Origin of the sequence: Erwinia aphidicola (assembly GCF_024169515.1) — a bacterium.
Lineage (GTDB): Bacteria > Pseudomonadota > Gammaproteobacteria > Enterobacterales > Enterobacteriaceae > Erwinia > Erwinia aphidicola.
The window spans coordinates 924821-937512 of sequence record NZ_JAMKCQ010000001.1; the positions used below are offsets into that span (position 1 = coordinate 924821).

Genomic DNA, 12692 nt, shown 5'->3' on the forward strand with positions numbered 1-12692 from the left:
GATAAGGTAGTGTTTACTCTTTACAGAACCCGTGCTTACTGGGGCTACTCATCGTCTTTCCGGAACTTCAATGAAAATCGAACACAGCACGGTTGCTGAACTACGCCGCGAGTTTATGCGCAACGTTGTCGCACCAGTGGTTGCGGTCGTGGTGTTCGCCCTGCTGGGATGCGGATTTACCGCGTACTGGGTAACGGCACAGAGCAATGCGAAAGCAGAAGAAAAACAGCAGCAGGTCATTGAAAATATTTTTGCCCAGCATCTGGCTGATTTTGGCAACCAGCATAAAAATCTGCTGAAAGGCGCGGATTTACTGGTACAGATGGCAAAGCCGGACGAGTTTGGCAGCTGGCTCTACAGCCTCGCCGGTGACAACGAAATCTATCTGATGGACGCGCAGCACCGGCCAATTGCCGCCTGGCTGGCTGGCCGCGCAGCCCCGCTTTCCCGCTATGGCGGTGTCAGTCAGTCGCTCGCCAACTGGCTGCATCCTGCCGGCGGGGAGGATTTCACCCGCGATTTTATCCGCCTGCGCGGGCGGGTGGCGGAAGTGGTCATTGGCAGCCTGCCGGGCGATCGGGCTAATCGCCAGCTGGTGTTTATCCGCTATCTGCACTACAGCTTTATCGATTTTCTTGAACACCGTGGCGTCGTCAGCCGCTTCCGCTTTATCCCCAGCGATCCTGAACAGGCCAACAGCGCCGGTTTTCTGCTGACCTCGCAGCGCGGTATCCCGGTCAGCAGCGTCTCGTGGGAGCCGATGCGCCCGGGCACGCAAATGCTGAAAGTCACCGGGCCGCTGATTGCGGTGGCGATCCTCAGCATTACTCTGATGTGCATCCTGATGACGCACCGCCTGTGGTTCTCCTCGCTTAAACTCTCCAGCTCAATGCGTCGCCTGGCCGCCAGCGAAGCGCACGCCAGGCATCTGGCGCATCACGATACCCTAACCGGCTTGCCAAACCGTGCCTGGATTGAGGAGCAGCTCAACCGTCGCCTCTTCCAGCTGCCGCTAAAGGGCGAAAAACTGGCGCTGCTGCTGCTCGATCTCGACCGTTTTAAAATGATCAATGATACCTACGGCCATCATACGGGTGACGATCTGATCGTCGAAATCGGCCAGCGCCTGTCAAGACTGCTGCCGGGAGAGAATGCCGTGGGCCGTCTCGGCGGCGATGAGTTTGTGGTGATGCTCAGCAAGATCGAGAGCGAACAGCAGGTCGCGGAGATGTGCCAGCAGATCATCACCCAGCTGGCCGCGCCGATGACGCTGCGCGGCCACAAGCTGTGGGTTGGCGTCAGCATCGGTGTGGCGCTGGCTCCCGAGCACAGCACGGACCTGCTGGAGCTGATGCGTAAGGCGGATATTTCGCTGTACGCCGCCAAAGCGGAGGGCGGCGGGCGCTACTGCCTGTTTATCCCAATGATGGATGAAGCGCTGCAAAAGCGTCAGCGGCTGGCCCAGCAGCTGCGTATGGCGCTGGAAAACAATCATCTCGGACTGATGCAGTGGTATCAGCCGATTATGGATATCAGCGGCACTAGGCTGTTCGCCGTCGAAGCCCTGCTGCGCTGGCAGCACCCGACGCTGGGCGCCATTTCGCCGGCGGAGTTTGTGCCTATAGCGGAGGAGACCGGGCTGATTATTCCGCTCGGCGAGTGGGTGATTGAGCAGGCGTGCAGGCTGGCAACCCGCTGCCCGAAGCTGATCGTCGCAATCAATGTTTCGCCACTGCAGTTCCTGGCGCCCGGCTTTGTTGATACGCTGCGCGAAATTATCACCCGCCACAACGTAAATCCGCGTCATATCGAGCTGGAAATTACCGAGGGCGTGTTGCTGGAAGATGAGCAGCAGGCGCTGAGAACCATCCGCACCCTGCGCGCGGCCGGGTTCTGCATCGCGCTGGATGATTTTGGCACCGGCTACTCCAGCCTGAATTATTTGATCCAGTTCCCGGTGGATACGATTAAAATCGACCGCGCATTTATCCAGTCGCTGGGGGTACGTGCGAATTCGGCCACTATCGTGAAGTCGGTGATCAACCTCGGTCACAGTCTGGGGATAACGGTCACAGCGGAAGGCGTGGAAACCGAAGAGCAGCGTTTAATGCTGGAAGCCGCCGGCTGCGACCGGCTGCAGGGTTTCCTGCTGAGCCGCCCGCAGCCGGCGGAGCAGTTACGTCAGCTGCTCCTGGAAAAATTCACCTGACCAACGGGCGGACCGAACAAAATGGTCCGCCCCTACAGGACAATATAACCGTAGGGGGCGACCCTTTTTTCCGGTCGCCCCGTGCCAATGATTCGCAGCAAAATTTAACCTAATAAACGGAATAAAATGAAAAAGCTCTCCCTGGCAATAATCATGCTGGCCATCGCACTGCTGACCTGGTGGTTTGGTTTTCGCACTCCGCCGCACGACCCGCACTATGACGCCGCCGCCTGCGTGGCGCTGGATGTGCTGGGCACGCCAACCAGCGAGCAGGATTTTGTCGAGAAAATCCGCACGGTGATCGTCAACGAGAACAACTCATACTCGTTCAAACAGGTGAGCTACGACGACCAGCAGGGCCAGATGTCGATCGCTAAATATCGGGCGTTAAGCGCAGAGCAGAAAGCCACGGCGGCCAAAGACGTCGACAGCTGCATCCGCGTGATCTCCGCCAGCCACTGATTGTCCTCAGGCGAAGCGGAACACCGCAATCGCCTGCTGAAGCGCCTCAGCCTGCTGCTGCTGCTGCTGTGCAACCTCCAGCGTCTCCGCTACGTGCTGCAGGTTGTGCTGCACGCTGCTGTCAATGCTCTCCACGCTCTCCTTCATCTGCGTAATGCTGCTGAGCTGCTGGTCGTTCATTTGCATCAGTTCCTCAACCAGCTGCGCCAGGCCGCTGATAGTGGCGATCGCTTCCTGCATGGTTTTGCCTGCTGCGGCTACCTGCTCGCTGCCGCTTTGGCTGCGTTCCACCGAGGTGGCGATCAGTGTACGGATCTCCTTCGCCGCGTTTTCACAGCGCATCGCCAGGGTGCGCACCTCCGCCGCTACCACGGCAAAGCCCTGGCCGTGCTGACCGGCGTTGGCGGCTTCTACCGATGCATTTAGCGACAGGATATTGGTCTGGAAGGCGATGCCGTCGATCAACTCCAGAATCACGTTAATGCGCCGCGACTCCTGCTCGATCTGCGCCATTGAGCCGATGGCCTGTTCGAGATTTTCACCTCCACGCCGCGCCACCGCATTAGCCTCGTGCGCCAGCTGCTGTACCGCATGGGCTTTTTTGCTGGTCAACGAGGCCGCCGCATTCATCTGCTCCATCGCGCTCGCCGCCACAGCCAGCGCGTGCGCCTGCTCATCGGTGCGCTGCGACAGTGCGGCATTACGTTGCAGAATACTGTCGGACTCCTCCAGCAGCAGCCCGACGCCATCACTGACGCGGTTTAGCGTGCCGTGCATGGCGCCGAGCGTGGTGCTGAAGGTCCGGGCGAACGGCGTGCTGCTGCGGCTGTCTTCCGCCGTCAGCGTCAGGCGGCCCGGCTCGCGGTTGATCCACGCGGCTAACTGCGCCACTTCGCTGGCGGCACGGGCATCCGCCGCCATGCGCTGCGCAATGAAAATCAGAATGGCGGTTTGTGCCACGACGAATACCGCGTGGAACAGCACCATATGAAAACCCGGGTGCGTAAAGCAGACGATGCCGTAAAGGTCGTTTTCCTGCAAATAGTTGAACAGGGCGTGATGAATCGCGGCGGTGGCGGCACCCATCAATAACGGGCGGTAGTCGCGGTAGGCTAGCAGTGCCGAGAGCAGCACAAAAATAGAGAAGTGATATTCGACTTCACCTTCTCCAAGCTGGATCATCAGCGCCGAAAAGGCGATCAGGGTAACGGCAAACCACAGGCGGGTGGCCAGGCTTCCCGGCAGCAGCGCGCGCAGCAGTGTGCTGGCGAACGCCAGCGCGCCGCCGACAATCAGCGCCAGCATCAGCGAATCCATCACCCAGCCCACCACACTGGTGATAGTGAACATCCCCCACACCAGAAACAGCATCAGCAAATCGGCCTGGCGCCAGATTTTTTCCAGCGAGATAACTTCTACCGCCTGACCATTGCCCTGCTGAAACGTTGTAGCGTCCATAGGTACCCCAAAAAGAGAGATGATTGAGCAGATCATCGGCACGCGCTGGGTAAACATGAATCACTGCGAGGCTTTTTGCGATTGCGGTCACCTTTCAGCCAATGAAAAAAGGGACCGCGAGTTAGGCGGTCCCTTTAGGCAGGAATTTTCTTTTATAAAAGATTAGCTGAAGTTACTTTTGGCATCATCTTCAGTAATCTTTACTATTTCTCTTTCTGTCCGCTACCTGAGGTAGTCGCCGAAAAAGGTGCTGCGTGAGTAATTTCCCTGGTGAGGCGGAATATTTGCCTTGCCAAACTGCCGAGACGAAATGATATTAGTGTGATCTTGTTCACGGCTTCGTCTGATGGGTGACACCATAAGCGTTTTTGGCACCCGAGGGAACGGGGGGAAAACACTCTTGAAAAAAAGGCAAATTAATGATAATTACCCATCAGTAATATGCAGGTTATCTTATTAATTTTTAGTCAAATAATGAGTGCACGAAGCCAATGAAGATCCTTGTTACCGATACACCCGCTGCTGCTGATGAAGAGTACGTCATCGACAGCCTGTGGGCACATAATGCAAAAATAACGCCGGTGGATATCCATCCGCTGTTTATCACCCTGCGTGATGACGACAACCAAATCTACGCAGGGCTGGTTGCCAGAACCTGGTGGGGTGGACTGGAAGTTCAGTATTTATGGGTCAGCGATGCGTGCCGGGGGAAAGGGACCGGTCGTGACCTGATGCAAACCGCCGAAGCAGAAGCCCGCAAGCGCGGCTGCCATATGGCGTATGTCGACACCTTTGATTTTCAGGCGAAAGGTTTCTACGAAAAATTAGGTTATGCGCCTTACGGTGAGCTGGGCGATTACGCCCATCTGCACACCCGCCACTACCTGGCAAAAAAACTCTGACCGCACGCCCCCAGGAGGAAAATGGAATTGTCACCGGATAAGCCCGCATCCAGCTTCAGCGCATTGATTGCGATGATGGAGCATTTAACCGATCCCTGGGGGATTAAAGATCCCGAATCGCGCCATCTGTATATGAACCGCGCCGCATACAGCTACACCAATACGCCGGCGGATTTTAATATTGAAGGTCGCCTGGACAGCGAGTTTCCCGCCGCCTGGGCCGAATGCGAAGATGAGCTGATCGAACACGACCGCCGCACTCAGGCTTCTAACAGCCGGGTGGCGGTGATTGAGACCCACTACTGGTTCGGTCAGAAAACCTTAACGCCGTACGTCAGCGAGAAGCTGCCGCTGTATGACGAGCGCGGCGAGTATATCGGCGTGGCCTGGAATGCCAGGATCCTCGATACCATGTCGCCACTGAAATACATCACCCAGCAGAAGCCGGGGGTGCTGACCACCGAAGTCAGCAGCGATCTGTTCACCCGCTCCGAGCTAGATACGCTGTTTTTAATGCTGCAGCGCCTGTCGACCAAGGAAATTGCCCGCATTTATAACCTCAGCCATCGCACGGTAGAAAACCGTATTTACAACATCTACCAGAAAGCTGGCGTGCATACGCTGAGTCAATTTGAAGAGTACTGTCGCCACACCGGGCTGGACAACTTTATACCGGACCGCCTGATCGAAAAGGGCATTCAGTTTATTTAACTTTTAAGCAAGGAACCTCTCTGTGATCCGTATTGAAGATTACCCGCTCGAGCGCGTGCCGGACAATAAGCGCGTCTCATTTCTCAGCGTTGCGGTGGTGCACATGGGCATGCTCACCGCGCTCGATCAGTTTATGCTCGGCGCCGTGCTGGGTGACTCCATGAGTCTGGCCTCGGCCTTTATCGCTATTCTGGCCGGCAGTGTGATTTTCGGTATTGTCACCTACGGACTGGGCTATGCCGGGATGCGCGAAGGAATTTCCGGCAGCCTGCTGGCGCGCTGGTGCGGATTTGGCCGTATCGGGTCGGTGCTGATTGGCCTGGTGGTGGCGGTCAGCCTGCTGGGCTGGTTTGGCATTCAGAATGCTATCTTCGCCAAGTCGCTGAACTTTGCGCTTGGCGGCGTGCTGGGCTTCCCGCTGGCGGCCAGCCTTTCCGGCCTGCTGCTGACGGTGCTGGTCACCTTTGGCTTTAAGGCGCTACGCGTCACCGCACGCATTGCCGTGCCGCTGTTTATCTGCCTGGTCGGCTTTATCTCCTTCCATACACTGGCTGGCCACACCCTGCAGCAGATTATCGACCTGCCGCCAAAGGGCAGCCCGCTGACCATCAGTGCGGCAATCACCATGGTGGTGGGCGGGGCGATTGTTGCCAGCCTGATGACCCCCGACCTGACGCGCTATTCGCGCTCGTCGAAGCACGTGGCGGGTATAACCCTGATGACCATTATTGCCGGGGAGTTTATCGTGAACGGGCTGGCGATTATGATTGCCCGCACGCTGCAAACCGCTGATGTGGTGACGATTATGTCGCAGGTCGCGGGCGGCGTTGGCCTGCTGGTGGTGATCCTCTCCACCCTGCGCGTCAATGACCTTAACCTTTACTCTTCGTCCCTTGGGGTGATAAACGCCGTTGAGGGCATCTGCGGCGTCAAGCTGCAGTACCGTTACACCACGCTGGTGATTGGCCTGCTCGGTACGCTGCTGTCGGTGCTGGGCATTCTCGACCGCTTTGTCGACTTTCTGACGGTGCTGGGCGTGGTGTTCCCACCGATCCTCGGTATCATGCTGGTCGATTATCTGCTGCTGCGCAGCCATCGCGCCGCACTGGATAGCAGCCGCGCCGCTGGCAAGCTGCCAACGGATGCCGAGACGCCGGTGATTGGCTGGACGGCGATTGTCGCCACGCTGATAGGAAGTGTGATTGGCCTGATGACCGAGTGGGGCGTACCAACCATCAATTCGCTGCTGGTGTCCTGTGTGATCTACATCGTGCTATCGCTGGCGCTTCGCCGCAACCGCGTGGTGCAACCTTCCGTATAAACGTTCAGGGCGACGCACGCTGCGTCGCCCTGCTGTTCCTGATTACTTCACGCGCTCAGGCAGTAAATCAATCGTCTGGCTGCGCCTCTTCATCACGCTGTTCAGCAGTACCCAGGCACAGCTTGCCACCAGCCCCGCCAGAGCAAACAGAACCGCAATCAGCATCCGCTTCGGACCATCACGCTTAATGGGCTCGTAAGGCGCACGCATGTACTTGAACGGCTCAACGGTCAGCTCATCAATTTTCAGGTTGTTCAACTTTTCAATATACAGGCGTCGGTTTTGCAGGTCAGCGCTCAGTTGCGACGGGTCGGTAATTGACTTTTCAATCGCCAGTTTACGCTCCAGACCGTCGGCACCCAGGGTGACGGAAAAGTCCGGGTCATCCTGAATGGCAGTGCCGTTGCTCCAGGAAGGTTTTTTCAGGCCGGCAGAGCGGGCGATATCGAGGGCATACTGCAGGCGGTCAAGCTTAATCTGATGCAGATTTTTCGCCTGCACTAAATCAAATTCATAGCGCCCAATCTCTTTGCCTTTCAGCATATCAACCTGATATTTCAGGCGCTGATGCAGCTCCTGCTCCACCACCGTGGTGACATAGTTGATATAGCCTTCCAGCAGGTCGCGTGCGGCGGTGGGCGTTTCGGCGGTGTATTTGATCTCGTAATAACGGTACTCTTTTTTATCCCCGTCTTTGTCCTGCACCGAACTGTGCGAATCGATATTGCCATTGAGAATGGCATTGATCAGGTGATTACGCATCTCCGGGCTGTCGGCTTTGTCCTGCACCAACTCTTTAAAATAGGTAGTGTTAACCAGATATTTTTCGCGCAGAGTGCGTGAATCGAAGTTGCGCATAAAATCAGACAGCAGCGAGTCCGGGTTGATATCGGTTTTGATATTCAGCACCGCCAGCTCGGTCAGTACCTTTTCCATGCTGCGCAGCTGCGGCGCTTCGGCAGGTACCAGCACAGTGGAGCTGGTCCAGCGCTGCGGCATCAGATAGCTGACGCCAATCCCCGCCAATAATGCCAGCACGGTAAAACCCGCAATCAGATATTTTCGCTTTAGAATAATAGAGAGCAGCTCAAGCAGATCAATTTCGTCATCGGGGTGAGAATATGAATGGCCAGAATTTTCGATTCGCCGGGGGTGCGAATGCTCGTCAGAGGTGATGTAACTCATAGGTTCCTTTCCTGTAAAACTTGCAATAGCTCAGGGCGGGAGACACAGCGACTATACGTTAACCGATTGATATTTAACGAAATACATCACATTACTGCCATCACATCCCTTGATGGGCATTAATGTAACACAGACTATTCTTATTTTAAAAATAAAATTAACCGCAAATTAATCGTTAACAAAAAGTTATTTACTGGCAAAAAAGAATTAATAGGCTTACCTAGCTTGCGTCTTATTTACTCGCGACAAGCTAAGAATTGTCCTGGTATGGCAAGCGTATTAACCTGGCGGCGAAGCATTATCGCCCCGCCGCCGGTTGCAGCATTACTTCGCGTAAGCTTCGGTGCTGACGTGGATTTTCACCTCATCACTGACTGCCGGAACATACTTGTCGAGCTTAAAGTCAGAACGTTTGATGGTGGTTTCAGCATCAAAACCTATCGCCTGTTTTTTCACCATCGGATGCTCACCCTGCTTGTTCAGCACCGCGTGCAGGATCACCGGTTTGGTGATGCCTTTGATGGTCAGGTCACCATACACGTCCAGCTTGTTCCCGTCTTTGCTGACCACTTTGCTACTGCTGAAGGTCGCCGTGGGGTATTTCGCCACGTTAAAATAGTCCGCGCCTTTAAACTCGCTGGTCAGCGCCGCTACGTGCGTATCAATAGTGTCAATCGGCAGGCTAACCTGTACTTTCGATGCCGCCACGTTGGCCGCATCATAGGTAATTAAACCAGTAACGTTAGAGATATCCGCCGTGGGGTTAGAAAAACCAAAATGGTTCCAGGAGACCACCACGGCGGTATGGCCCGGGTCGATATCATAATTTTGTGCTGCGGCCATGGTGAACTGAGAATAGAGTGCGGCGCTCATCAGCAGCGGCAGGGCGATCTTTTTCATTGCAGACATTCAGGGGCATCCTGTTAGTAGAGTGACCTTTGAAGTCTGCAAGAGAAAGCGCGCCAGTGATATTGAAGATATTTGACCGCGACGTTCAAAAAAGCCACCTAATACCGGCAGGTTAATATCCCGATAACTTACTGTTTATATCGGTGATTATATTTATTACGTCCGCCCTTTATACGGCCCGGCCGCCACTGAATCACGCAGCACCAGCTGGCCATTGAATGCTGGCAGCGGTGCGGTTGGCTGACCATCCAGCATCAGCACCAGTTTTTCCAGCGTGTGTTTGATCATCTCGCCAACCGGCACATGTACCGTGGTCAGCGGCGGCACAAAGAAGGAGGCCATCGGGATATCATCAAAGCTGAGCAGCGACACATCCTCAGGAATGCGTTTACCGCTGGCGTACAGCGCCCGCGCCGCGCCAATTGCCATATCGTCGTTGCTCGCCACCAGCGCGGTAAATTCAACTGCGCGCTGCAGCAGCAGCTGTCCGGCTTCAAACCCGCTAAGCGGTGTCCAGCTGCCGTGAGCGACTAGCCGTTCATCAAACGGCAGATGATGCGAATGCAGAGCCGCACGATAACCGTTGAGTCGGCTGGTGCCGGTCGGCGAACCGGGCGAGCCGGCAATAAACGCGATGTCGCGATGCCCCTCGGCGACCAGGTAATTAACCGCATCAAAAGTATTTTGCTCGTGGGCGGCAAAGACGCAGTGCTGCGGATGCTGTTGCAGCTGACGATTGACGACAATAATCGGCTTGCTGGTTTGCTCAATAATCTCATCCAGCTCGGCGGTATTGAGAAAGCGCGGATAGATAATGATCGCATCACAGCGCAGATCGAGCAGGAATTCGATGGCCTGGCGCTCCTGACGGGCGTCATGCTTGCCATCAGCGAGGATCAGCTGGCGCCCATGCTGCTCGGTGACGGTGGCTGCCTGAAATAACAGTTCACTGAAATAGGGGCCGTTATATAAGGTATTGGTCACTACCAGCCCGATATTTTGCGATTTACTGGTGGCCAAATTGCGCGCCAGCAAATTAAGACGATAGCCCGTCTCTTCAATCGCCTTAAATACTTTATCCTGGGTAGTTTTACTGACGTAACTGTTTCCCGCTAATACCCGGGAAACGGTGGCTTTTGATACGCCCGCTTTTTTCGCAACATCCAGCATAGTAATCATTGAGGCATCCTGAAGACTAATTCCTGTTTGCCATAATACCCTGTTTTATCACCTGCCCCAACCTGATGTAGTAACAGCATGAAATTATTAGCTTTGTTGAGGTTCACTGTTGCCCTCCTTCGACTTTAATGCTGATAGATCCGTGAGTTAATAATAATTAAACTCGCTGATAACCTGCAGGTAACCTGATTAAAGATATATCTATTACCAGCATAAAACTGAGGTTTTACTCGGGCGATAACGGGCGATTGGGATCGCGCTCACAGAACGATTCAAAGAATATGAAACCGGTTGCAGAAACGGGGTTCTTTCGGCTATTTATTAAAAAAACCAGACCGGAGAACAACCATGAATAAGATCTTACTCTGTTGTGCTGCAGGTATGTCCACCAGCATGGTGGTACAGCGAATGGAAAAATCCGCGCAGGAAAAAAATATTGATGTTGAGATCAATGCCGTAGGTTTTGATGAGTTTAACCAGCAGATAGGCAGCTACGACTGCTGCCTGCTTGGCCCACAGATCAAGTACAAGCTGGTAGATTTCAAACCGATCGCCGACAAGCTGCACAAACCGATTGCCGTTATCAACATGATGGATTACGGCATGATGAACGGCGAGAAGATCCTTACCGACGCGCTGGCAATGATTGCCAATAACGGGGCAGCAAAATGAGTCGCCTCAGCGAGAAGCTGTTTGGCGTCATTGAGAACCGCATCAGCCCGATTGCGGCACGCTTATCCAGCCAGCGTCACGTGGTGGCGATCAAGGACGGCTTTATCTCCTCGATGCCGTTTCTGATTGTCGGTTCGTTTATGCTGCTGTTCGCTCACCCACCGTTTGGTGCCGACAGCCAGTGGGCATTTGCCCAGTGGTGGCTCGGCATGGTTGAGCGCCACAGCGAACAGATTATGATGCCGTACAACATGACGATGGGCATCATGGCGGTATATATCTGCGCCGCCATCGCTTACAACCTGGCGATTAGCTACAAAATGAACGGCTTTATGGCCGCCTGTCTGGCGCTGATGTCCTTCCTGGTGGTGGCCGCGCCGCAAACTAACGGCGCGTTACCGGTCAGCTCGCTGGGAGGGGAAGGGATCTTCACCGCGATTATTGTCAGCCTCTACGCCACCGAACTGATGCACTTCCTGCAAAAACACAATATCGGTTTTAAGCTGCCGGAACAGGTGCCGCCAAAGATCCGTCAGTCGTTCGATCTGCTGATCCCGATCCTGGCGATCTTCCTGACGCTGTTCCCGCTCAGCCTGCTGGTGCAGGATCAGTTTGGCATGCTGCTGCCGCAGGCGATTATGGCGATCTTCAAACCGATTATCTCCGCCTCGGATTCACTGCCTGCCATTCTGATTGCGGTGCTGCTGTGCCACCTGCTGTGGTTTGCCGGGATCCACGGCGCGGTGATTGTCGGCGGTATTTTGCAGGCTTTCTGGCTGACCAACCTCGGGATAAACCAGCAGGAGCTGAACGCCGGGCAGCCGATTACCCAGATCTTTATCGAGCCGTTCTGGCAGTTCTTTATCGTGGTCGGCGGTTCCGGTTCCACGATGGGGCTGGTGTTCCTCTACCTGCGCAGCCGCTCGGCGCACTTGCGCTCAATCGGCAAGCTTGGCCTGGTGCCCAGCATGTTCAATATTAACGAGCCGATTATCTTCGGTTCCCCGGTGGTGATGAACCCGCTGCTGTTTATCCCGTTTATTACCGCCCCGCTGGTCAACGCGGTGATCGCTTACGTTGCCACGCGCACCGACCTGGTCAATCACGTGGTGTCGCTGGCACCGTGGACCACGCCCGGCCCGATTGGCGCGGCCTGGTCTACCGGCTGGGATTTCCGTGCGGTGATCCTGGTTGGCGTGCTGATCGTGATTTCCACGCTGATCTACTACCCGTTTTTCAAGATGTACGAGCGCCAGTTACTGGCAGCAGAAGCCCCTGCCCCGTCCGAGGGTGAACTGAAAACAGTGGAGAATGCATGATGGATATGGAAAGCACGGTGATGGAGCTGATCATTAACGCTGGCGAAGCCCGCTCCTGCGCGATGCAGGCGCTGCGCGCAGCCCGCCAGTATGACTGGCTGGAAGCGGACGCGCAGTTGACGGCAGCGACCGCGGCGGCAAAGGCAGCGCATAAGATCCAGACCGCCTTAATCGGTGAGGATGAAGGCGTTGGCAAGCTGCCGATGAACCTGATTCTGGTGCATGCCCAGGACCACCTGATGAACGCCATGCTGTGCCGCGAGCTGGCAGAAGAGATTATCCTGCTGCACCGCGAGATTGCGGCCTTGAAGCACAAGGGCTGAGGCTGCGGGCAGACCGAAAAGAGGGTCAGGCGCGCCTGCCTC

General features: G+C 55.4%; 12 protein-coding genes. 8 read left to right on the forward strand and 4 right to left on the reverse strand.

Going from position 1 to position 12692, the window contains the following annotated elements:
- Nucleotides 1-70: 70 nt before the first annotated feature.
- Together J2Y91_RS04220 and J2Y91_RS04225 are read left to right on the forward strand one after the other, a co-directional pair.
- Nucleotides 71-2209: a putative bifunctional diguanylate cyclase/phosphodiesterase gene (locus J2Y91_RS04220; protein ID WP_133622769.1), complete on the forward strand. Its 2139-nt coding sequence runs from the start codon at nucleotides 71-73 to the stop codon at nucleotides 2207-2209.
- A 126-nt stretch (nucleotides 2210-2335) separates the two neighbouring features.
- Nucleotides 2336-2671 carry a hypothetical protein gene (locus J2Y91_RS04225; RefSeq protein WP_048914664.1) on the forward strand — a complete coding sequence of 112 codons (336 nt, stop codon included), beginning with the start codon at nucleotides 2336-2338 and terminating at the stop codon, nucleotides 2669-2671.
- Nucleotides 2672-2677: 6 nt separating this feature from the next.
- Here J2Y91_RS04225 and J2Y91_RS04230 read toward each other — a convergent pair whose 3' ends face one another.
- A complete protein-coding gene (locus tag J2Y91_RS04230) occupies nucleotides 2678-4129 on the reverse strand; it encodes a methyl-accepting chemotaxis protein (RefSeq protein ID WP_133622768.1) in 1452 nt (483 codons plus the stop codon).
- 491 nt (nucleotides 4130-4620) lie between these two features.
- On the opposite strand from J2Y91_RS04230, the gene J2Y91_RS04235 reads away from it, so the two are divergent.
- From J2Y91_RS04235 to J2Y91_RS04245, 3 genes are read left to right on the forward strand one after another with little or no spacing between them, the layout of a single operon-like run.
- The gene (locus J2Y91_RS04235) at nucleotides 4621-5031 is read left to right on the forward strand and encodes a GNAT family N-acetyltransferase (protein WP_048914663.1); all 411 of its coding nucleotides are present in this window, start codon (nucleotides 4621-4623) and stop codon (nucleotides 5029-5031) included.
- Between the two features lie 21 nt (nucleotides 5032-5052).
- Nucleotides 5053-5742 (forward strand): helix-turn-helix transcriptional regulator, encoded by a 690-nt coding sequence (locus J2Y91_RS04240; RefSeq protein WP_062818080.1) that lies wholly within the window; start codon nucleotides 5053-5055, stop codon nucleotides 5740-5742.
- Between the two features lie 22 nt (nucleotides 5743-5764).
- A complete protein-coding gene (locus J2Y91_RS04245) occupies nucleotides 5765-7063 on the forward strand; it encodes a cytosine permease (protein ID WP_133622767.1) in 1299 nt (432 codons plus the stop codon).
- Between the two features lie 42 nt (nucleotides 7064-7105).
- On the opposite strand, the gene wzz(fepE) is transcribed toward J2Y91_RS04245, so the two are convergent.
- The 3 genes from wzz(fepE) to J2Y91_RS04260 form a co-directional block, all read right to left on the reverse strand.
- Nucleotides 7106-8248, reverse strand: coding sequence for an LPS O-antigen length regulator Wzz(fepE) (gene wzz(fepE) / locus J2Y91_RS04250; protein ID WP_133622766.1), 1143 nt, complete (start codon nucleotides 8246-8248; stop codon nucleotides 7106-7108).
- Nucleotides 8249-8572: 324 nt separating this feature from the next.
- The gene (locus J2Y91_RS04255; RefSeq protein WP_133622765.1) at nucleotides 8573-9157 is read right to left on the reverse strand and encodes a YceI family protein; all 585 of its coding nucleotides are present in this window, start codon (nucleotides 9155-9157) and stop codon (nucleotides 8573-8575) included.
- Nucleotides 9158-9313: 156 nt separating this feature from the next.
- Nucleotides 9314-10336: a LacI family DNA-binding transcriptional regulator gene (locus tag J2Y91_RS04260; protein WP_133622764.1), complete on the reverse strand. Its 1023-nt coding sequence runs from the start codon at nucleotides 10334-10336 to the stop codon at nucleotides 9314-9316.
- Nucleotides 10337-10684: 348 nt separating this feature from the next.
- Here J2Y91_RS04260 and J2Y91_RS04265 point away from each other — a divergent pair, with 348 nt between their 5' ends.
- The 3 genes from J2Y91_RS04265 to J2Y91_RS04275 are packed head-to-tail and all read left to right on the forward strand — an operon-like array spanning nucleotide 10685 to nucleotide 12650.
- Nucleotides 10685-11008 carry a PTS sugar transporter subunit IIB gene (locus tag J2Y91_RS04265; RefSeq protein ID WP_048914657.1) on the forward strand — a complete coding sequence of 108 codons (324 nt, stop codon included), beginning with the start codon at nucleotides 10685-10687 and terminating at the stop codon, nucleotides 11006-11008.
- Nucleotides 11005-12327 carry a PTS sugar transporter subunit IIC gene (locus J2Y91_RS04270; protein ID WP_133622763.1) on the forward strand — a complete coding sequence of 441 codons (1323 nt, stop codon included), beginning with the start codon at nucleotides 11005-11007 and terminating at the stop codon, nucleotides 12325-12327. The genes J2Y91_RS04265 and J2Y91_RS04270 overlap by 4 nt, the downstream gene beginning before the upstream one ends.
- Nucleotides 12327-12650 carry a PTS lactose/cellobiose transporter subunit IIA gene (locus J2Y91_RS04275; protein WP_048914675.1) on the forward strand — a complete coding sequence of 108 codons (324 nt, stop codon included), beginning with the start codon at nucleotides 12327-12329 and terminating at the stop codon, nucleotides 12648-12650. The genes J2Y91_RS04270 and J2Y91_RS04275 overlap by 1 nt, the downstream gene beginning before the upstream one ends.
- Nucleotides 12651-12692: the final 42 nt, after the last annotated feature.

Bases quoted from the DNA above. Each gene is read 5' to 3' on its own strand.
- J2Y91_RS04220 (WP_133622769.1), top strand. From the start codon at position 71: ATGAAAATCGAACACAGCACGGTTGCTGAACTACGCCGCGAGTTTATG.
- J2Y91_RS04225 (WP_048914664.1), top strand. From the start codon at position 2,336: ATGAAAAAGCTCTCCCTGGCAATAATCATGCTGGCCATCGCACTGCTG.
- J2Y91_RS04230 (WP_133622768.1), bottom strand. From the start codon at position 4,129: ATGGACGCTACAACGTTTCAGCAGGGCAATGGTCAGGCGGTAGAAGTT.
- J2Y91_RS04235 (WP_048914663.1), top strand. From the start codon at position 4,621: ATGAAGATCCTTGTTACCGATACACCCGCTGCTGCTGATGAAGAGTAC.
- J2Y91_RS04240 (WP_062818080.1), top strand. From the start codon at position 5,053: ATGGAATTGTCACCGGATAAGCCCGCATCCAGCTTCAGCGCATTGATT.
- J2Y91_RS04255 (WP_133622765.1), bottom strand. From the start codon at position 9,157: ATGTCTGCAATGAAAAAGATCGCCCTGCCGCTGCTGATGAGCGCCGCA.
- J2Y91_RS04260 (WP_133622764.1), bottom strand. From the start codon at position 10,336: ATGATTACTATGCTGGATGTTGCGAAAAAAGCGGGCGTATCAAAAGCC.
- J2Y91_RS04265 (WP_048914657.1), top strand. From the start codon at position 10,685: ATGAATAAGATCTTACTCTGTTGTGCTGCAGGTATGTCCACCAGCATG.
- J2Y91_RS04270 (WP_133622763.1), top strand. From the start codon at position 11,005: ATGAGTCGCCTCAGCGAGAAGCTGTTTGGCGTCATTGAGAACCGCATC.
- J2Y91_RS04275 (WP_048914675.1), top strand. From the start codon at position 12,327: ATGGATATGGAAAGCACGGTGATGGAGCTGATCATTAACGCTGGCGAA.